General features: G+C 45.9%; 19 protein-coding genes and 1 riboswitch. Of the genes, 2 read left to right on the forward strand and 17 right to left on the reverse strand.

What is annotated here, in order from left to right; all coding sequences use genetic code 11:
• Positions 1–40 precede the first annotated feature (40 nt).
• From DESYODRAFT_RS19760 to DESYODRAFT_RS19775, 4 genes are all read right to left on the reverse strand, one after another.
• On the reverse strand, positions 41–1603 hold the full coding sequence (locus DESYODRAFT_RS19760; protein ID WP_007785782.1) for an HAL/PAL/TAL family ammonia-lyase: 1563 nt from the start codon (positions 1601–1603) through the stop codon (positions 41–43).
• Between the two features lie 284 nt (positions 1604–1887).
• A riboswitch (cobalamin riboswitch) is annotated at positions 1888–2073 on the reverse strand.
• A 286-nt stretch (positions 2074–2359) separates the two neighbouring features.
• Positions 2360–4087 (reverse strand): ABC transporter ATP-binding protein, encoded by a 1728-nt coding sequence (locus DESYODRAFT_RS19765; protein ID WP_007785783.1) that lies wholly within the window; start codon positions 4085–4087, stop codon positions 2360–2362.
• Positions 4084–5826 (reverse strand): ABC transporter ATP-binding protein, encoded by a 1743-nt coding sequence (locus tag DESYODRAFT_RS19770; protein ID WP_007785785.1) that lies wholly within the window; start codon positions 5824–5826, stop codon positions 4084–4086. Before DESYODRAFT_RS19770 ends, DESYODRAFT_RS19765 begins: the two co-directional genes overlap by 4 nt.
• Before the next feature lie 144 nt (positions 5827–5970).
• The gene (locus DESYODRAFT_RS19775; protein ID WP_042338893.1) at positions 5971–6444 is read right to left on the reverse strand and encodes a MarR family winged helix-turn-helix transcriptional regulator; all 474 of its coding nucleotides are present in this window, start codon (positions 6442–6444) and stop codon (positions 5971–5973) included.
• Positions 6445–6588: 144 nt separating this feature from the next.
• Between DESYODRAFT_RS19775 and DESYODRAFT_RS19780 the strand changes: the two genes are divergently transcribed.
• Positions 6589–7290 carry a response regulator transcription factor gene (locus DESYODRAFT_RS19780; protein WP_007785788.1) on the forward strand — a complete coding sequence of 234 codons (702 nt, stop codon included), beginning with the start codon at positions 6589–6591 and terminating at the stop codon, positions 7288–7290.
• Positions 7283–8587, forward strand: coding sequence for a sensor histidine kinase (locus tag DESYODRAFT_RS19785; protein ID WP_007785790.1), 1305 nt, complete (start codon positions 7283–7285; stop codon positions 8585–8587). Before DESYODRAFT_RS19780 ends, DESYODRAFT_RS19785 begins: the two co-directional genes overlap by 8 nt.
• Here the strand turns inward: DESYODRAFT_RS19785 and DESYODRAFT_RS19790 are convergent.
• The 13 genes from DESYODRAFT_RS19790 to DESYODRAFT_RS19850 form a co-directional block, all read right to left on the reverse strand.
• Complete coding sequence (locus tag DESYODRAFT_RS19790) at positions 8584–9201, reverse strand: ABC transporter ATP-binding protein (RefSeq protein WP_007785792.1); 618 nt, start codon at positions 9199–9201, stop codon at positions 8584–8586. The two genes, DESYODRAFT_RS19785 and DESYODRAFT_RS19790, sit on opposite strands and share 4 nt — an antisense overlap.
• Complete coding sequence (locus DESYODRAFT_RS19795) at positions 9191–10123, reverse strand: ABC transporter ATP-binding protein (protein ID WP_007785793.1); 933 nt, start codon at positions 10121–10123, stop codon at positions 9191–9193. The genes DESYODRAFT_RS19790 and DESYODRAFT_RS19795 overlap by 11 nt, the downstream gene beginning before the upstream one ends.
• Before the next feature lie 8 nt (positions 10124–10131).
• Positions 10132–10983, reverse strand: coding sequence for an ABC transporter permease (locus tag DESYODRAFT_RS19800; RefSeq protein ID WP_007785795.1), 852 nt, complete (start codon positions 10981–10983; stop codon positions 10132–10134).
• Positions 10973–11962 carry an ABC transporter permease gene (locus tag DESYODRAFT_RS19805; RefSeq protein WP_007785797.1) on the reverse strand — a complete coding sequence of 330 codons (990 nt, stop codon included), beginning with the start codon at positions 11960–11962 and terminating at the stop codon, positions 10973–10975. Before DESYODRAFT_RS19805 ends, DESYODRAFT_RS19800 begins: the two co-directional genes overlap by 11 nt.
• Before the next feature lie 87 nt (positions 11963–12049).
• Positions 12050–13675, reverse strand: a complete 1626-nt coding sequence (locus DESYODRAFT_RS19810; protein ID WP_007785802.1) for an ABC transporter substrate-binding protein — start codon at positions 13673–13675, stop codon at positions 12050–12052.
• A gap of 314 nt (positions 13676–13989) precedes the next feature.
• Positions 13990–14382 (reverse strand): sirohydrochlorin chelatase, encoded by a 393-nt coding sequence (locus DESYODRAFT_RS19815; protein WP_007785804.1) that lies wholly within the window; start codon positions 14380–14382, stop codon positions 13990–13992.
• A 370-nt stretch (positions 14383–14752) separates the two neighbouring features.
• Complete coding sequence (locus DESYODRAFT_RS28800; protein ID WP_007785806.1) at positions 14753–14986, reverse strand: hypothetical protein; 234 nt, start codon at positions 14984–14986, stop codon at positions 14753–14755.
• 134 nt (positions 14987–15120) lie between these two features.
• On the reverse strand, positions 15121–15891 hold the full coding sequence (locus tag DESYODRAFT_RS19825) for an ABC transporter ATP-binding protein (RefSeq protein ID WP_007785808.1): 771 nt from the start codon (positions 15889–15891) through the stop codon (positions 15121–15123).
• Positions 15884–16921 carry a FecCD family ABC transporter permease gene (locus DESYODRAFT_RS19830; protein WP_242833710.1) on the reverse strand — a complete coding sequence of 346 codons (1038 nt, stop codon included), beginning with the start codon at positions 16919–16921 and terminating at the stop codon, positions 15884–15886. The genes DESYODRAFT_RS19825 and DESYODRAFT_RS19830 overlap by 8 nt, the downstream gene beginning before the upstream one ends.
• Positions 16818–17651, reverse strand: coding sequence for an ABC transporter substrate-binding protein (locus DESYODRAFT_RS29355; RefSeq protein ID WP_083842202.1), 834 nt, complete (start codon positions 17649–17651; stop codon positions 16818–16820). The genes DESYODRAFT_RS19830 and DESYODRAFT_RS29355 overlap by 104 nt, the downstream gene beginning before the upstream one ends.
• 56 nt (positions 17652–17707) lie before the next feature.
• Positions 17708–18208, reverse strand: a complete 501-nt coding sequence (locus DESYODRAFT_RS19840) for a flavodoxin family protein (protein WP_007785816.1) — start codon at positions 18206–18208, stop codon at positions 17708–17710.
• Positions 18209–18246: 38 nt separating this feature from the next.
• The gene (locus tag DESYODRAFT_RS19845; protein WP_007785818.1) at positions 18247–19059 is read right to left on the reverse strand and encodes a class I SAM-dependent methyltransferase; all 813 of its coding nucleotides are present in this window, start codon (positions 19057–19059) and stop codon (positions 18247–18249) included.
• Between the two features lie 642 nt (positions 19060–19701).
• Positions 19702–20907: an MFS transporter gene (locus tag DESYODRAFT_RS19850; RefSeq protein ID WP_007785820.1), complete on the reverse strand. Its 1206-nt coding sequence runs from the start codon at positions 20905–20907 to the stop codon at positions 19702–19704.

A 20907-nucleotide genomic window follows, 5' to 3' on the forward strand; every position in this document is an offset into this window, starting at 1 on the left:
CACATAAACAGGGTATCAGCTACTATAGCAAAAATGGATGTTAATATTTTAGATTTTCAACTATATCAAGTATTTTCTCTTCAGCGATGAGGCTGGAGACATGCTCAATATAAGGCTGTAAAAATTCATCCTTTTCGAGAAAAGGAACATTCTTTCTGATTAGATTTTTCACCGCTAAAGTTGTGGGGGATGGCAAAAGTTCTGCAATAAAATCTTGTGCTTGGGCAGCACACATTAATTCAATCGCTAAAACATATTTCAAAAGGTTTACAGTTTTATAGGCCTTTAATGCAGCATTATAACCCATACTCGTATAATCTTCCTGAAATGCACTTGTAATGGCGTTATCAATTGTTGCTGGATGACTAAATATTCTCATTTGACCTACGATACCCGCTGACGTATATTGCGGAATCATGAAGCCGTGATTTACGCCATTATTTCTAATTAAAAAGGCGGGAAGCTCACTTACATGCGGGTTAACCAGTCTATGGGTTCTTCTTTCTGACATTTTTGCCATCATCGTCATGGCCATGCATAAAGAATCAGCTTCAATTCCAACAAATGAACCATCAGCATTACATCCCATCAATACCTGTCCGTCATCTTCGCTGTCTGAAAATATTAAAGGATTATCACAACAGGAGTTCATTTCAGTAAGAACTGTTTGATATGCATCTTTGATTGTCTTCTTAGCTGCCCCGTGTACTTGAGGAACATTTCTTAATGACGTAGCATCCTGTACTCTGTAGGATTTGTATTGGGCAATTATCTCACTATCTTTCAATATATTTCTAATGTTTTCAGCAGTATTTATTTGGTCTTCATGTGGTCTTACAGCATGAATCCTTGGGTCATAAGCTTCTAGGGTTCCTTTTAATACTTCTAAAGACATGGCTGCAGAGATGTCTGCTGTTTTCGAATAATTAATTGCATCATATAATGTTAAAGCAGTTAGTGCTGTAATTGATGTCGTTCCAGAAACAAGGGATAAGCCCTCTTTGCTTGCTAAAGCGATTGGTTTCATACCCGCCTCTTCAAGAACTTTATCTCCGGGCAGTAAATTATCGTTAAACCAAGCCTTACCTAGCCCAATTAGAACGAGGCCAACGTGAGCTTCCGGCCCTAGATAGCCTACGGAACCATCTTTTGGTGCAAACGGGATAATGCCATTATTGAGAAGTCCTGCTATTTGCTCGAGAGTTTCCATCCGAACTCCGGCATAAGCTTGTCCCAGGTTTAAAAGCATCATCAGAAGTATTCCCCTTACTACTTCTTTGTCCAAAGGTTCTCCTACCGAGGTGGCATGGGACAGGAGTGTGTTTCTTTGTAAAAGCGCTGAGTCTTCAGGACATACTGCTTTATTCCAATTTTCTCCCAATCCGGTTGTGACACCATAGATAATTCTGTTTTCATTCGTAAATTTATCCACTAAAAATCGGGAACGATTAACTCTATCACGGTATTGAGCCGAAAACTCTACCTTGGCATTATATCGTACGACTCCGACAAATTGGTTTAACTCGATCGGGCTATCTCCTAATATCACTTTACTGATACATTTAGCTCGTTTTAGCGTATTTTCCAGACTATGCGTATGCATGAATTCTCTCCTTTATACGGAACCATCATTGAACAAAAGAAATTAAGAAATAAAATCGGTCAGTAAGGCTGACGTTATAACAATGACTACATTTTAAATTACAGCCCTGCGTGAAACTGCCGATGCGATCGTCCATCTCGTTTAATAATTCTCTTATCATCCGTTACGCCCTATCTTCCCCTTTTTTGAATTCAAAAAGCCCCTTGACGATGAGCGCCAAGAGGCTGTGTATTTCCCTAAATACAACACTTACTTTATAGAACCCCCTATCGCTCGTAGAGTTATTGGTTCATTCAACAAAGGCAGGTCTTCTGACTTTGGTTCATCAATGCTTTACGCCTTCCCGGTAGGACTAGTGGCTATTAGTATAAAACATTTCCCCATTACAGTGGCGGGACCGTGCAGAATTTTACCTGCTTCCCTTTTAAGCTGTACTATGTAGTACGCGCACCTTTATTTTCCAATATACAATTGTTTTAATGTTATCGTATATTAGTCTAATATGTCAACCATTAAAACAGTTGAACAGAGCTGAAGCATGATTTTCCCCTTGAAACTGAGAACAATAGTCGCTACTCAGACTTATCCAGGTTGAACGCCTTGGCCCTGAAATCCCAAAAAGGATGAGCCCTTGGGTGTAGTTCAAATGTTGCATCGATGCACCATTTAGGCTCTCTTCCCCCTCGGGGGAGGAGAGTATAGCAATGCTTTGCACATCACCTTATCCTCGCCGGATTGCCTTATTCTAAAGCTCAATTACGCGATCTTCCACCCCTTGGCCACCTCCTGTGCTTTCCAGAGCTGTGCATACAAGCCTCCCTTCTCAAGGAGCAATGAATGGGCACCCTGCTCTACAAGACTCCCCTGATCAAAAACAAGAATTTGATCTGCGGTCTGAATGGTACGCAAATGATGGGCAATGACAAGCACTGTCCGTCCCTTGGCCAGAGCACTGACGGCTTTTTGGATCTTGGTCTCGTTCACAGGGTCCACATTGCTGGTGATCTCGTCCAACACAACAATAGGTGCATTTTTAAGGAAGGCGCGGGCAATGGAAATACGCTGTTTTTGACCACCGGATAAGCCCACACCGTTTTCCCCCACTCTTGTATCATATCCTTCCGGCAGCCCGGCGATAAAGTCATGGATTTGTGCCTTTTTTGCCGCCTCGATAACCTGTTCCCGTGTTGCGTTCCGGTTGCCCAGCCGGATGTTTTCATAGATACTGTCAGCGAAGAGCACGACATTCTGCATGACAATACTGATATTGGAAAGCAGCTCGTCATAGTCCATATCCCGGATATCCACACCACCTACCTGGATGGAACCTCTTCCAATGTCCCAGAAGCGCAGCAGCAAATTGGTGATCGTGGTCTTCCCGGAGCCGGAGGGACCTACCAATGCCGTCAAGCTTCCCTGAGGCAGCTTAAAATTGATATTTTTCAGCGCGAACTCATCGGTTTCATAGGAAAAATCAACCTTTTCATAAGTGATATCAAAAGCGCTTGTTTTTCTTGGAAAAACTGCCGCCGGTACAGTGGGGGCCTCCAACACCCCTTCCACCCGTCGATAGCTGTCCTTTACCTGCAGGTAGTCCAGCCAGTACTTCTCAATTTTCCGGAAAGGCTTGTAAAATTCCACACTGAAAATGATAAATATCAATAGTGTTTCAAAGTTAAGGCTTCCTTGATGCAGCATTAATGCTCCTACTATAATCATTACCGCATAGGAAAGCTCGAAGAAAAATGAGAATCTGCCGACATAGCCCGCAACTGTTTTAGATTGCCTCCGGGCACTTACTCCGAATCTTTCGATGCTGCTCCGCAGTTTTGTTTCAAAGGCCGCATTTTCGGAAAATGCTTTCATCAGGGGAATTCCTTTGGTGTATTCGACAAACAAGCTGACCATATCCGCCAGATCGTCATTGGTTTTCTCCTGCAGTTTGAGATTTTTGCGGAAACCCATTCCCAGCATCAGCACCGCTAAAGGCAGCAGGGATACCATGGCCAACCCCATCCAAGGACTTTTCATAAATAACCAGATGCCCAGGAGCAGCGCAATGAGGATATCAGAGAACATAATGGAGAAGAAATGCCCCACAACACCCTCCAAATTATCCACATCCTTATGGATGATAGTACTGATTTTGCCCAGGCGCTCTTTGCTGTAAAAGCCAAGTGAAAACTGTTTAAGCCTGTTTATAATGCTTTTCCTTACAGTAAGCACTACATCAAAACCGGCAAAGTGCTTGGACATATCCGCCACCACAGCCATCAGTGTTTTGAGCAGCACGATGCCAAACAGAGCAATCCATAGCCCGGTCAGTTCTCTGCCGTCTTTATAGGTATGAATATTATTGAGCATATCAATCACAAGATACATGAGATAGGCCCCTAAAAGGCCGGCAGCAGTGAAGGCCAGAGTGGCTGTTGCAATCAATGCTTTTCCTTTGCCCGTCACTACCGAAAATAGTTTTCTGATCATGCCGATACCTCCTTCGTTTGCTTGATTTCCCAATGATCCACTTCATTCTGTGCTTTCACCATGTCCGAGTAAAGCGGGCAGGTATCAAGCAGCTTGCTGTGCTTGCCGCTGGCAGCCATACACCCCTGATCCATAACAACAATCTGATCGGCATTGACAATGGTGTTCAGGTGATGAGCGATAACAATCAATGTCTTGCTCTTGCTCAGGTTACTGATGGCCTCTTGAATCAGATGCTCATTATAGGGATCAATGGCAGCAGTGGCCTCATCCAGGATAATAATCGGTGCGTTTTTCAGTATGATACGGGCAATGGCAATGCGCTGTTTTTCGCCGCCGGAAAGCTTTGCGCCGCCCTCGCCGGCCATAGTATCATAACCCTTTGGCAAATTGCTGATCATTTCGTGAATACGCGCCTTTTGGGCAGCTTCCACAACCTCTTCCCTGGTTGCCTCCCCACTTCCGATGAGGATATTTTCCGCAATGGTTGCATTGAACAGGAAACTTTCCTGCTGCACGATGGAAACAAGACTTGACAAGTCTCTTTCGTTCATTTTGTCGATGCGTTTCCCTCCAATGGTTATAGTTCCCTGTTCGGCTTGCCAAAAGCCCATGATGAGATTGGCGATGGTGGATTTACCCGATCCGGAGGAGCCCACAATAGCGCTGATGGTATTTTGCCTGAAGGTAAGGTTAACCTCCTTGAGGGCCTTATTCTTTTCATCATAACTGAAGGTCACATTCCTTAATTCAATATCCCCAGGTCGAAGCTCCTTGTCATGGGAATAATCGGGCCGCGGCTCTTCTCCTAAAATTGTGACAATGCTTTCCGCCGACTTGTTCAGCATAATATCCGAATGATGGAAAGACATATATTTAATTAGTGCAGCGGAAAACAAATTAGAAAGGATTAAGGCCAGGATAAAGCGTATAATTGAAAGCTGTCCGTTGATCATCAGCCCTGCGCCGACAATAACCACCAAGATAAGCCCGATTTCCAGCAGCATCTGAACTATACTGAGAGGTACGGAAATCGTATACATGATTTTTTTGACCCAAGTGATGTAGGCTTGCATACGCGAAAGTACTTTACCTGTTTTTTGCTCATCGGTAGAAAAGGCTTTTACTGCAGGCATCGCTCCAATGTATTCAATTAAATCCTCCGACATTTCCTTCGTGCTCTGGATATAGCGTTTCAGCGTCTTGCCCCATAGTTTATAGATGAATTTTTGGTAAATGGCCATTACCGGAAAAGGTGTAATCAGAGCAAGCGCCAAACGCCAGTCGATTACCAGCATGCTGACGGCTGCCAGCAGGGGAAGCAGTAGAGTGATCTTGATTTCCGGCTGGGCATGAGCCAGATAAATTTCAATCTGTTCTACATCATGATTGATAATATTGGTCAAATCTCCTGTCTTGCGCTTTTGGAAAAAGCTAAGGGGCAGTTTTTTGAGATGGCTCACAATATCAAGCCGGATCTCTGCAAGGGAACGGTAAGCCGCATCGTGGGCACGCCCGATACCTATGGCATAAAAGATAGCCTTAACAGTCTGCGAAATACAAATACCTGCTCCCACCATTGCAATTTTCTGTAGTGATACCTGTCCCGATATAAACAAGTTAACCAGCCAGACTACCAAAAAGGTAGTGGCAATACCGGACAATACACTTACGAACATATAGATATCCAATGCTTTGTTCTTTGACTTAATTTGTTTGGTCAGTGTTTTTGTATTCAATGTTAGAACCCCCTAACTTTTTATTTTTAAAGAAAACTTAGCTGGTAAAAGCAGCAGCTAAGTTGCACTGAAAGTTATAACGAAAGTTTATACTTTCTAAGCTTAAAAAAGTGTATGGCATCCATACTCTTAGGGTAAAAATTTTTACCCTTCTACGCTTTCATTGAATTTCTCTACCTTAGCTTTAATCGCGGATAAAAAACACGATAAAAACTTAACGTCATGTTCTGAGACAGTTTCAAGCTCTTCCTCTACCATGCTGTTCAAAATTGTATGATAGCGCATATGATTGCTGTGCGCCTTTTCACCCTTCTCAGTCAGCCTTAAGGCAAGCTTGGATAGATTTTGAACATCAATTTCCTTTACAACCAGAGCCTTTCTCTCCAGCTTTTTGATAATTTCGGAAACCGAACCTTTTGTAATACCAAGGATTTCTGCCAACCCTCCCACATGAACTCCGGGGTACTCGGCAATAACCGATATCATATGAATTTCCGAGTGAAAAATCGGTACATCGGTTCCATAATACCGGGTCTTTTTGTCCAACTCAACATAGGTCATGGCTAAATTCAGTATGTCATATCCAATCTTTTGTTTAATGCTTCTAACTTTATTCATGGCAAAAGTATATGGCAACCTTACACCTTTGTCAAGAGTAATACCGCAAAATGTTTTTGGTCAAAATATACTGATTATTTCCTGCTATTTACCCGTATGATATACTGAACCTACTATTTGCAATTGCCTGGAGGGATACTTACGATGCCGACATCAACGATACTGATCGTAGATGACGACAGTGATATATGTGAAGTCATTGCGGCATTGCTGCAAAGTGAGGGCTTCCTGACATTGCGGGCTTGCAATGGACAAGAGGCTTTATCCTTGCTGAACAGCAGGATCGATCTGATTATTTTAGATATCATGATGCCCGGTGATTCCGGTTTTACTGTTTGCGAAAAGATGCGCAGGGTCACCACCGCGCCCATCCTGTACTTGAGCGCTAAAAGTCTGACTGCAGATAAAGAAACCGCCTTTGATTCGGGCGGCGATGATTACTTGACAAAGCCTTTTATTCCGGCAGAACTCTTAACAAGAGTTAAGGCGATACTCCGGCGTTATCAGGTCTATCAGGGGAAAAATCACAGCTCAAATGCTGACCCGGATTTTATCCGGATCAATAATCTCGCTGTGCATCCTACCTCCGGAGAAGTGTTTTTGAATGGAACACCCATACGTTTACGTCCTAAAGAGTACCAATTGCTGGCCTTTCTGGCCCAAAACCGGGAAACCGTTTTTTCCGTCCAACGTCTTTATGAACAGCTTTGGGGGGAATCCTATCTTCCCTCGGCCAACAATACTGTCATGGTGCATATCCGAAACCTGCGGCAAAAAATAGAAGCGGATCCGCAGTGCCCTAAATATATCCTCACTGTTTGGGGGGAGGGGTATAAAATTGTTTAAGATTAAGTTAGGTTCCAAACTGGCTCTTTGCACCTTATCGGCATTTTTGCTTGCTTCGGTTGTTTTTTTAGCTGTACATAAAATCGGTGCTTTATGGATTGACGATAAGTTCCATGATCTTGCCTTTGTGGAGCAGCAGCAGGATTTGGAAATCCAAAACCTGCAGGAATATATCAATAACAGTCAGGCTTCCGCCCTGGACTATCATTTTGTCTCCCGTTGGGTAAAAGAGCGCGAGCTTACCACGTTATTTCTCTACTATGGAGACCGCCTGATTTACGACTCAACTATTTCTTATCACGCGGGAAATTTAGCAAGCGGCAGATTAACGGCCCCTTTGCCATGGCAAAAAACCTATTCTCTGCAGTTCAGTGACGTTGAGGTTACCGCTGTTGTCAGTACATTTTCCCGTCACCGCTTTGAGGATAGGCTGAACTTTATCTGCCTGACCGTGTTTTTCTTTACCTTTTTCCTGATCATGCTTTACTATGTGCGTAGAAAAGTCGTTTATATACACCGTCTGGCCCAGGAGATAAAAAATATCGAAACGGGAAACCTTAATTTCCCCATCACCATAAAGGGGGATGATGAACTTTCGTCCCTGGCCCGGGATGTTGACAAAATGCGCCATGCCTTGCTGAAGCAAATTATCCGCTTTCAAAAAGTACGCAAGGATCGCGATCAATTTGCGGTGCACATGTCCCATGACCTGCGTACTCCCGTAACCAGCCTGATTGGTTATCTGGATATTGTCAATCAAAAACGCTGCCCCAGTAAAGAAGTACAGGAGCAGTATCTTCATAAGGCGGAAGAAAAAGCGCTCCAGCTAAAAGGGCTTTCGGAAAATATGTTCAAGCATTTTTTGACCAGTATGGATGAATCCCAATCGGAAGATATATTTTGCGACAGCTCTGCCATCAATCTTTTAATCGACGATGGACTTGTTCTTCTGGAATCCCATTTATTTCAGTGCCTTGCTGCAAAATACGAAGGAGATCCGGCTTTCTTTTCCATTCGCAAGACTTCGTTGCAGCGGGTATTCGATAATATTTTCTCCAATCTTCTTAAATATGCAAATCCGGCCTTTCCAATAGATTTATCATGCCATAAATCGGATAAGGGCTTGGTAATATCCTTTACCAACCATATTCGGCAGGAAAAAACCGACACTGTTTCCAGTGCCGGAATTGGCCTCAAGAGTGCCGATGAAATTATCAGGCAGAACGGTGGATATCTGCGCACCCATAAGCACGATGGTGTATTTCAATGCATTCTCTTTATCCCGGAAATACCTTAACAGCGTGCTGCGTTAAGGGCCGGAAGGTCGATGATCCGTGTGCAGACCTTTTGAGCCAGGGCTTCACTGTGTGTCACCACGATCATCCCCATATTACGCTCTTCCACGACTGAAAGCACCAGCTGCCAGATTTGCGCCTGGGTAATGACATCCAGCATGGTGCTGATTTCATCTGCAAGCAGAAATTTGGTTTGAGGTCCCAAGATCCGCGCAATGCAAAAACGCTGCATCTCGCCGCCGCTCAGTTCATTGGGCCAGCGGTTAAGCCACTGCTTTTCAATGCCGATTTTCTGCAGGAACCCCTCATCGGGAGTCCATGATTCCTCCAGGATCTGGCGCATTTTCCACCTTAGATTCACGGCCTTTTCAGGATGCTGATAAATAAGCTGGACAGGGCAGTAACCGGTGGTGGGCAGGGGCTTTCCCTCAAACAGAACTTCTCCCTCTGTGGGGGCCAGATAACCTGCCAGGAGCTTGGAAAGGGTGCTTTTGCCATAGCCGGAGGGGCCCACAAGGCCGACCCGTTCCCCTTTATCCACTGCAAAACTCACGTCTTTTAAAATCAACTCTTTTTTGGAATAACCAAAGCTGACATTTTTCACCTCAAGTAGCATGCTTGCATCTCACCTCTCCTCCCCGCACTTCACGCATTTCCACACTACCGGAGCAGTCGTCGGTGCGGTACTGGCAGCGCGGCGCAAAAGGGCAACCGCTGGGCAAGCTGCCCGCATAAGGCTGGAGCCCGGAAATGGGAACGAAGTTGTTCTGGGGCAACGCATCCCACAGGGCTTTGGTATAGGGATGGCGCAGCTGCTCCTTTCCTGCGATAAAATCCTGTACCGGAGCTATTTCGATGGTTGTTCCGGCATAAAAAACGGCAATTTTATCGGCAATCCTGAGGGCTAAATCAATGTCGTGAGTGATGAGCATGACGGCATTTCCTGCATCAGAGATCTCGCGGAAATAGCGCATGGTCTCTTCCGCCACTTCCGGATTTAGCCCCGGGGTAGGCTCATCGGCAATGATGAGATGGGCGTCCGTAATGACCGCCGTAGACACCAGCACCCGGCGCGCCATGCCTCCGGAAAGCTGAAAGGGATATTTCCGGGCCGTTTCCGGTGCCAGGTTGAAGCGCCGGAACACTTCCTGCTGCTGCTTTTCCGTGCCATGAATACCGCGAACCTGTTTGCCGACCCGCATCATCGGGTCTAAATAACCCACCGACTGGGGAACCAGGGCGATTTCCTGGCCCCGCAGTTTTTTTTGCAGGCGGGGAGTAAGCTCCTGCCCGCAATACTTCATGGAGCCGGAGTAGGAACTGTTGTGAGGTAATATTCCTAAAACAGCGTGGGCAAGCAAGCTTTTACCGCTTCCCGACGAACCGACGACCGCCAGGATTTCCCCTGCCTTTATGGCTATGTCCAGGCTGGATATGACCTTCAGCTCTTTCTGATTCAGTCCCCGGTCATACATCCGAAAACAAATGGATAAATCGTTGACCTCCAAGACGGGAGGCTTTGCTTTATTCTGTGACATAGTTCCTCCTATTCCTGTGCGCTGTAGGGATCGATAATCGTTCGCAGATTATCCCCGATGGCATCGAACAATAACACGATTGCCAGAAGGGCTGCGCCGGGCAGTACGGTGAGCCACCAAAATCCGGAAGTCAGATAGCGCATGGATTCGGATAAAATAACACCCACCGCCGGTTGTTCCGGAGACAGCCCAAAGCCCAGAAAGGTGATGGACGCCTCGTGTAATATGGCATGGGGGAACAATAAAATAAGCCCTACAATATACTGAGGAATCACATGAGGCAGGATATGCCGCACGGCAATAAACATTCGGCTGCGCCCCATCTTGCGGGATGCCTGCACAAATTGCCCATTCTTTACCGCCATGACCTCCGCCCGGACAATACGGGCCAGATTGGGCCAATGGGTGATAGCGATGCCGATCATAACCCCCTGCAATCCCTTGCCCAGCATAAAAGAGATGAGCATCAGCAGAATCAGGTGGGGAATACCCTGGACCATATCAATCAGCCATAAAACCACTTGATCCGCTTTTTTCCCCATCACCGCCGAAAAGGTGCCCATAATGACCGCGATCACAGAGCTGATACCTGCCGCCAATACCCCGATCAGAATGCTGGTGGAAAGTCCCTTGATGGTACGGGCAAACATATCCCGCCCCATCCAGTCGGTGCCGAACAGATGGGAAAATGAGGGCGGCTGATTCTTATTTTCAAAATTGGTGGCATAGGCCTCCGGCGACATGAAAATACCCGCTGCCACGATGCCAAGCAAAACAACGATTGCCGCTGTGATAATGGTTAAGGTCCAGGTGCGGCGGTTAACTAAAGGTTTTTTTACTGCAACGATTTCATTCACCATGGGCTGCCTCCCTAATCTGAGGGTCGATCACCGGATAAAGCAGATTGGCAATCATATTCCCGCAAAATACGAACAATGCACTGAACAATGCGATTCCCATCAGCAGCGGCGTATCCCCATGGGTTCCTGCCAGCACCGCGGCTTGCCCCAGGCCGGTATAGGAAAAGACGTTTTCAGCCAGCACCGAGCCGCCGAACAGTTCACTGATGGCCGCAAACTGCAAGGTCACCGCCGGCAAAAGAATATTGCGCAGTCCATGACGTCGTATGGCCTGCCATTTTCCTTCTCCCCTGGCCTGGGAAAAAAGCATAAAGTCGCTTTCCAGAATGTCGATCAGTTTCTGCCGGGTGTGCAGAGCAATGCTGGACACCCCGGTGATGGAAAGTGTCACCGCCGGCAAGATCAGATGATGTAACCGCTCCCAGACGGTCACCTCATGTGTCAGCTTACCGATCGGTGCGGCAAGCCCCAGGGGAAACCAGCCCAGCTTCACCGCAAAGACCATCATCATCAGCAGCCCCAGCCAAAATGATGGACTGGAGGACAATAATAGGCAAAGTGCTTTGATCCCTTTATCAATGGGCTTATGGCGAAAGGCGGCGGCAATCACACCCAGCAAAAAGCCAAAAACCCCGGACAGCACCCAGGCAACTCCCATCAGCATAATAGATTGGGTAAAACGCTCTCCGATCACCGCCGTCACCGGCTGCTGAAAATAGTACGATTTTCCCATATCACCCTGAGCCAATGCCTTAAGCCAGCTTACCAGGCGGCCGGCGGGAGGCTGGTCAAGTCCCCAGTACTTGGCAATCGCCTCTCGTTGTTCCTGACTGATGGCACTTTCTGATCCGACGTAAGCACTGATCGGATCAATGGGGGATGCATCTGCCAGCAAAAAGGTAACGATGACCACTGCAACCAGTAAGGTTACTCCCCGAATAAAGCTCACCCCGATCATTTTTGCTATGCTTTTATTCATCTCACACTCATTTCTCCCTTTTCATGCAAAATGCGGCCAAACCACAACCGGGTATGGCCGCATTTCACTCTGATTCTTAGTTCCGGTTTATTTTACAGAGCTCCAATCCATGATGTTGCCCAATACCGCAAAGCCATGATCGTGAGGGTGGATCTTCTGTTCGCCGATGCTGATTCCATCACGGACAAAATACAGATGACTGATGTTTACGATGTAAATATAGGGTGCGTCACCAAGGATACTGCCTCCGGTGGTTCCATCCCACTGGGCTTTCTGCCAGTATTGATTGGCTTCTTCCTGGGTGGTTGCCGCTATGGCTGCCTTAAGATACTTATCCACCGTTTCGTTATTGTAGGCAACAATGTTATACCAGCCGCCTTTTGCCGCATAAGGGCCATAAAGTGCATTGTAAACAGGGGTTGGGTTATAATCGCCGCCCCCTAACATAAAGGCATCCTTGTGCTTGCGGGGGTTACGGTCAGCGGAGGAAAGTCCTTCGGTGATCACGTTGATGCCAAAGACCTTGGCTTGCTCGCTGAAGGCCATGGAAATGGATTGACGGGTAGAATCGTCCGAAGCATAAATTAATTTAAACTCCGCTTTCAAGCCATTCTTTTCGCGGATAGCGTCACCATTCGTATCCACCCAGCCGGCATCTTCTAAAATCTGCTTGGCAGCTTCCACATTGCCATCGGTGAGGATCACCTCTTTGTTATCCCATGGCAGACCCTGAGCAATGGTATAGGCAACCTCTCCATAACCGTTGAGCACCGTATCAATGATCTTCTGACGATTGATCCCGTTGGCCAGGGCCTTACGTATTGCCGGGTCACTGGTCACTTCATTACCGATTAGATACCCTTCTTTACTGGTTTCACCAGGCTTTTGTACAGGCAGGGCTACTGTACGGAAGTCATTGGTTTTGCAATCGACCAGATTGTAGCCGGACATTCCCTTGACCGCAAGGTTTTCCGAAATTTTCGCTACATCAACTTGTCCGGCCTGCAATGCCGCGTAGGCCGCATCATCACTGAGGAACAGGAGTACAAGACGCTTGAAGGGAGGCTTTCCGCCGTAATATTGCTCATTTGCTTCCACAATCAGCTGCTGTCCTTTATCCCACTGGACAAATTTATAAGGGCCGGAACCAATGGGGGCTTGGGCATAAGCTGCCGGGTCGCTGTAGGCATGTTCCGGTACAATTCCCAAGGCGGCTGTCTGATAAACGAAGGTGGACATGGGCGATTTCATATGAAACACGACCGTAGCATCATTAGTTGCCTCTGCTTTGTCAAGCAGGGTCAGGTCAATGGTGGAAATACCGTTTTCCTTGGTCTTGTTGTAAGTAAAGGCCACATCCCTTGCGGTGAGCTTCTCACCATCGTGGCAAATCACGTCGTCACGAATGGTAAATGTCCAGGTAAGGCCGTCCTCGCTGACTTTATAGCCGGTAGCAAGGTCATTTTTCAACTGATTGTTGGTATCCGTATCCAGCAATTTACTTTGAAAAAGCGGAGTACCATGGCTGCCCCATCCCGTGCAAGGGTCATAGCCGGATTCTTTCTCCCCGCCAACGGCCACGATGACTTCGTCTTTCACAGCTGAAGGGTTACCGGAAGAGTTTGCCGGTGTTTGTGCCGAACAACCTGTGACAAGAAGTAAAATGCCCATGAGCCCTGCTACTAGTTTGGTTTTGATCCATTGTTTTTTCATAAAAATTCTTCAACCTTTCTAATTAAGAGTAATTATCATTCTCTGTTAAAAATTATAGTATTGTTTTTCATCTATCACAATAATTAACAACCAGATTTCAGATTATTTAAGATTTTAAGACCCATTATAATCTATCCGTCTTAGCTGATTATAGGACCATTCCGCCGCCATCTTTAAGAAACATAAGGTACTCTTTAAAAACACGGGGCCGTGTTGAAAACTTAGTTTCTCACGGCCCTTTTGCTTGCAAATAATGGTATGATCACTATCGCTTCAATTTCCCTTCCTCTGCATCGCAAATATTCTCGTATTAATTACTGAAAGGGTTCGTCAGAAAATTCATGGCCGATGGTCTCCTTAATACGCGAGTATGCCAAATTGGCTATGATATCATCTGCTCCTAATTCTTTGGCAACTATAATTTCAATTTGAGGAAATTGTTCCTTAATGTCCTTAATTTCTTCATAAATGCCTGTACTAACATACATCCCACGAAATAAAAACAAGGGCATGATGATAATGCGCGTAGCCCCACTTAATATTTTTACAATAATAGCACTCGGCAGGTCCGGTGTACCATGAGACACAAAAGCGGGTGTAACCGGTCTATTGACAAGATGAGTAACCTTATTTGCCACTTTGATTAGTCCATGATTCGCTTCTAAGCTTCGACTGCCATGTCCAAGTAAGATTATTTCCGTTTGCATTACTCCTCCTCCATCCTCATTATTAGTCTTATTGAGTAAACATCTCTAATATAAATGCAAATGCGTTGCATTTGCATTTATATTAATAGTATCCGCATTTATCTCTTTGTCAATACACAATTTGGAATGTGTACGTCAATTAGCATAAAATTCATAAGAAATACTTTCCTTCTTCTGATTGAATTGAATCCTGATACCCCCCTGCTGTGGGCGCTATCTATCCGCAACTTGTACCACAGAATAACATGAACGAAAAGTTCACCCGGAATATGATTCCAGGTTAACATAACCTCCATGAATCTGCTTGAAAATCCAAAAAATCTCCCCTTAAGACAGGAGAGATTTTTTACAAATTCCTTTGGTTTAATAATTAGTGAAATGTCATGTTCTCGAACTCAGATAACAATTGGTTCCCCTCTGTAATATGGTTTTGTAAATGCTGAATGCTAGATTGATCATTGCTTTTTTGCAACTCTGTCATTTCTAAATTATGGGCATCGAGCGACCCTTTAAGGTCACTATAAAGAGTCATAGCATCTTTAAAGCGAATCCCCCCCTGACCCTTCATTTGTTCATAACGATGTTTTAAACTTGAGCAGCTCATGAAATTTCACCCATCCTTTCTTCAATACACTAATAGTATGAGGAAAGGATTCCAGCTTTATTCCTTGTAATCGCAGCTATTTCAACCTCTAGTAAGGATCAAACCCTCAACTTTTCCCTCAGTAGAATTCAGCCCTACTTCTCGTCAGGAAAAAAAGGAACAATAACGGGGATTCCCATGTATTCAATAACATGAACATTGATCCGATACACTTCTTTGATGTTTGCCGGGGTCATTGTATCTAATCCGCCATAGGAAAAGACCCGTGAATCCTTTAGAAATACGAAACGATCACAGTAACGAATGGCAAGGTTGAGGTCATGAATAATGATAGCCACGCAGGTATTGTGTTCCTGAGCAATTTCTTTGACTATTTGAAGCACTTCATGTTGATTGCGTGGGTCAAGGTTGCTTGTGGGCTCATCAAGCAGCAGGAGCTTCGGTTCCTGTGCCAGCGCTCTTGCCAGCATTACCTTTTGCACTTCGCCACCTGAAAGCTCCGTTACATTTCGCAGTGCAAAATCATCCAACTTCATTTTATGCATTATGTCGCACACAATTTGCTTGTCCTCTGATGTTGAATCCCACTTGATATATGGTTTTCGGCCCAAAAGGATCGCATCGAACACAGTCATGTTAAGCGATCTATTATGTTGCGACACATAGGCAATATTCTGTGCAAACATATTGTTAGTCATTTTAAACACGTTTTCGCTGTCAACCAACACTACCCCTTGCTGTGGGGGACAAATGCGGTCAATACATTTAATCAATGTGCTTTTACCTGCTCCGTTATTACCTAAAATGGCTATACATCGATTCTTTTCTATATCTAAGCTTACATTTTCCAGTATGTTTCTTGAGGTTCGGCTATAGGCGAAACTGATATTTTTTATCTCAATCATTGGTCTTGAACCCCCTGAATAGAAGGAATAGGAATAAAGGAGCACCTAAAAATGACGTGATAGCTCCAATCGGAAGTATAACGGGCGCAATGATCAGCCTGCCGAATGTGTCGGCCAGAATAAGAAGCAGCGCCCCGGCAACTGCGGAGCAGGGTATCAGATACCGGTAGTCGTTTCCAACAAATCTGCGCATTATGTGCGGAGCCACAAGTCCTACAAAACTGATAATACCCACAAAAGATACCGCCACCGCTGCAGTCAAAGAGCAAATACCCATACTGATCAGCATGACTGCTCTCGTGTTAACTCCAAGACTCTTTGCCGTATCCGCTCCGCTTTCCATTGCGTTGTAGTTCCAGCGATTCAGCAAGAAATACGTCAGTGAAGAGAAAAATACCACCGCAAGAATTAAGAGCTCGGTCCAGCCTGCCGATCCCAGATTCCCAAAAGTCCAGAACACAACAGCGCTGATTTTTGTTTCATCCGCAAAATATTGGAGCAAAGCACTGCCGCCGGTAAATAATGAACTTAAGGCAACTCCGCCCAGTATGAGCCCTCCGGGGCCCAGATCTTTTCTAAACTGGGATAGAATAATGACTACAAAAGTAGACAATGAGCCGCACAAAAAAGCGCAAATGGTCACAATGTATGGATTATTTATGGAAACTGCTGTTGCGGCGGAGTCGGAATTCACAACTCCACCGCCAAACACAATAATGCCCAACGCCGCGCCGAAGGCGGCACCCTGAGATACTCCAAGTGTCGAAGGCGACGCCAGAGGGTTTTGCAGCACACACTGCATGACGGCACCGGAGACAGCCAAAGTATCACCCACAATGACGGCCGCTATGACTCGCGGCAGTCTTATACCTCGCAGGATCATCTGGGCTTGTGCGTCTCCTTGGCCAAACATTGATTTGATCACTTCAGATACTGGAATATGCAGGGAACCGGCGCTGACTGCAAAAAGCGCTATTACAATCGTTGCAAAAATTGCTATTACTAATGTCAGAGATTCCTTTAGTAACATCCTTGGCGGATATTGCTTCAAATACGGCATATTTGGTGTAAACTCCCTCTATTCCGTGCGCGCCTTTGAAGGTTGCGGCAGCTCCTAAAACAGTGGGTTTGTCCGTATCCGGGATGTTTGATGTTCTGGATGCGAGGTCCTTCAGACAAGCGTTAATGTAGGAAATAACTTTCTCGGCCCTGTCTTTCGCGCCGCAGACATCTCCCAGGAGACGGAGCGCGTCCTCATAGTCTTTTCCGAATAACGTCCCCATGGGCACAGCAACCACCGGGATACCTGTTTTAGTTTGGATTTCGTCCGCCAGTTCCTTTGTGTATGAGCATAATATCACATCCGGCTTAACACTGATGATTTGTTCCGGATAATAATCGGTTGCACCGGCTGCATCCGTACCAACGATGGGCACGCTTTTCCACAGGTCTTTGTTGGCGTAAGCATAGGCTGTAACGGGGTTTATCTTATCCGGATCCATCCCGCCTAATCCCACCACTTTATCTGCCAGCCCGAGATATGTAATCATGCGCGGCGTGTTCCCCAGAGGAACCATTCTCTTTACTGTCGCGGGTATCTCGACCGTGCGTCCGACACTGTCTGTTATCGTTTTTGTTCCGGAAGGCGTGTTTTCCGGGACGGTGGCAGCCAAGAACCCGGTTGCCTTACTATTTCCACAGCCGGCTAAAAGGGTTAGCAGCATAAACAAGACCACGCATAATGACAAGGCTTTTTTCAAACTAACCTCCCCCTACATAAATTATAGAAATTTTGAGAATAGATTCCCGTATAGGTTCATTTATTAAAGAGTTCCAGCGTCTTCTGCGCAACCCTGTTACCGAACAGCTTGAATATACCGGCCTGTTCATCCAAAGATGCCATAAGGGCAACCGGCCCCAAGTGTATATAAGGACGTCCAAACTCTGTTCCCGAAGAATAGGCAAGCATTCCCCGAGTTAAAGCCATCCCCAGAATGCTCTGCAACGCAATATCCGGCCCGCCCCACAAGCAACCTGCCGTTGCAAAGCAGGCTGCCAGCTTCCCTTCCAGCTTGCAGTCAAACCTTGTATCGAAGAATTTTTTCATCTGCCAGCAGGTGTTCGCGACATAGCACGGCGTGCCGAAGATTACAGCAGAACTTGCTTCTAGGAATTCCTGGTTGATGTTTTCCTGGTCTGCGATATTCATCAGTGAAACCTCAATATTTTTGTCGGCATCTAAAATGCCCTCACGGACGACGCCAGCCATCTTTTCGGTGTGGCCTGTCTGACTGAAGTATAAGATCGTTATTTTCACAATTCTGCTCCTTACATATTTGTTATTCAGCGTTTTTTTCAGTTCACATGCCAATACATAACCACAATGGTGGTGTTACTGACCTCATGTACGATACCGTCAACCGCAATGCTTTCGAGATACTCTCTAATCGTTTCCCTGTCACTGTCCGAAAGCTCATGGGTGGAAGAAATACGGAGCGTATATTCTTTGATTGCCTCTTCCAGCGGCTGATCGTCTTTCCAAATCTGTTCCTCATATTCAAACTTCGGGCGGCCTCCGGTGCGCCACACCAAGTCAAATGCGTAGACCATCGTTTCATCCAGCGCTTTGGTGTCCTGTTCAGCCTTTACCAGTCTGTTGAGTTCGTCCAAAATCGAGTTCGTACGTCTGGTGGGTTTTACCATGATCACCCAGCCGCGGCTCGCTTCGCTGAGCTTCAAAAATGTGTCTGCGGAAACAACTGCGGGCGTCATGTGTGCGAGAACGAGATCGAATTGTTTTTCCCAGTTCTTTTCTTGCAGATTCACCGTGTGCCAGTTATCCGCCGAAAAGCGCACCTTCGAACCTCTTTCCTTTCCCTTCTCCAGGGCTTTCTTGATCATTTCGGACGAAAAATCAGTTGCGGTCGCTTCCGCGCCCATAGCCTCAAGTACGAAAGAGAATCTTCCTCCGCCACAGCCTACGTCCAGCGTTCTGCTTCCCTTGCCAACCATATTCTCGAGTTGGATGATCCGCATAGCAATGCTGTTTTCCACCGTGGGCAGTTCCTTTACGGAAAATTTCTCTGCCTTGCTGTTCCACCACTCCATCCCCGCTTTCAGATTGCGGAGATTCGGCTGCCACAATTCCCTAATCTTTGATATGTCCATCTTAATCCATCCATTCTTTTGATATTAATTCCGAATTCTTACGCTTTTCTATCCCCTATTAATCTTTCACCTTCCTTTCAAGCAAATAAAAAGACCACGAAAATTGACCCCTAATGAGTCAAACCTCCATGGTTTTTGCAAACACCTACATGGCATTGCTTCTACATCTGTATTTTATAGTCTTATATTCTACATACATGAATAAATTTCCTTCAGATCCAAAAAATCTCTCCTCCTTAAAATAGAAGAGATTTTTTTACAAATTCCTTTGTTTTAATATTGCCAAACGACTAAGCTCAAACACTTCCTGGTTATCCCATAAAATGCTGCCTTTTTTTGGCAACAAAATCCTGTTTAAGGTCTTGAGCAGCGTGGATTCCCAGCGCCATTGCTCCCTAAAATGGAGAGGAGCTCCGAGAAAAGAGGTTACTGCCCCACTGTCCAGAGCATTGTAATTCCAACGGTTAAATTAAGAAAAAGAATAATCATCGTCGTAAGCATGGCCGCTATGAAGGCTGAAATTGTGACAATATAGGGGCTGTTAATCAGCAGCGCTCCGCCGCCGGTGCTTGGAACCTTCAGTGCGATCTGTGCAAAGTTATCCTCGAAGCAGAGAACCTCTTTGGGCAGGTCGGCTTGATGTTAGATACCCCGCTGAGCTCGTGCTGCAGGACGGCTTTTCATAAATAGCCCTATCAGACCGGCGATGAGAGGCAGGATAAAGAGGGTGGATATGGCACTTTGAAGCCCCCAAAGATCGGCGATGCGGCCGATGAGCACCACTGCAAGCCCCCCGACCCCTCCGGCAAAGCCTAAAGTTAATCCTGCTGCCATGGCCTTATTATTGGGAATAACTTCTTGAGCCGCGACCACGGTTACCGAGAAGCTCGAAAGTAAAGAAGCTCCGGCTAAGGCTAGGAACATAGTGCTCAAGGCACCTTCGGTGTAAAGGAAAGCAAAGAACAAAGGTGTAGCCAGGAGGAGGGATCCTACGATTAAGGGCTTTCGGCCAAACCTATCGGAGATAAAACCGCCGATAATTCCGCCTGCTGCACCGGCAGCCAGCATAATTGTTACCAGATGACTGGCGGCAATATTGGATAGATTCTGGGATTTAAAATACAAAGGAAGTATGGTGAGCAATCCTGTATAAGCTAAAGAGCGGATGGCGATAACTCCGACGATAGCGATCAGTTCCTTAGCAGCGGCTTGCAAGGATGCTGCCAGAGCGGAAAACTCAGGAGGGTTTTGGGGAGATACATCGACCCGGGGAGCAAAGAACAAAAGGAGCAGGGATACGATGATACCGGGAATCACAAAGTAAAGGGTTCCCTGTAAGCCATAGGTCTCAAATAAGGGTACCAAAAGCAAGGGACTAAGGGCAAAACCGAAATTACCAAAGGCGATAAAGGTTGAAAGTAAAACCGCTTTATAATCCCCGCTTAAAATATTGACCATGGTGGAAGCTTGAGGATGAAAAGCGGCCGTACCAAGACCGGCCAGAGTCGCTAAGGTAACCAAAAGCAGGTAGTTCTCATGAACAACCCCTGTCAGGCTGAGCATGATGGCCATCCAAAGGGTCCCGACATAGACAAACCAACGTTTGCCTCGGCGATCCAGATAATAGCCGATAAAAGGTTGTACTAAGGATGATGAGATGGTAAAGGAAGCTACCAGGATTGCTGCTTGAGTTGCTGTAAAATCCGGGTGTAAAATAATTAGAAAGGGAAGCATCTGGGGAAGAAAGTTACTATAGAGATCATTGAGCATATGAGCTAAGGATAAGATACCGATTTTAGAGTATTGAATAGGCTGTTTTTGAATAGGCTGTTCTGCTGTAATGGCCAT

Origin of the sequence: Desulfosporosinus youngiae DSM 17734, from assembly GCF_000244895.1 — a bacterium.
GTDB lineage: Bacteria > Bacillota > Desulfitobacteriia > Desulfitobacteriales > Desulfitobacteriaceae > Desulfosporosinus > Desulfosporosinus youngiae.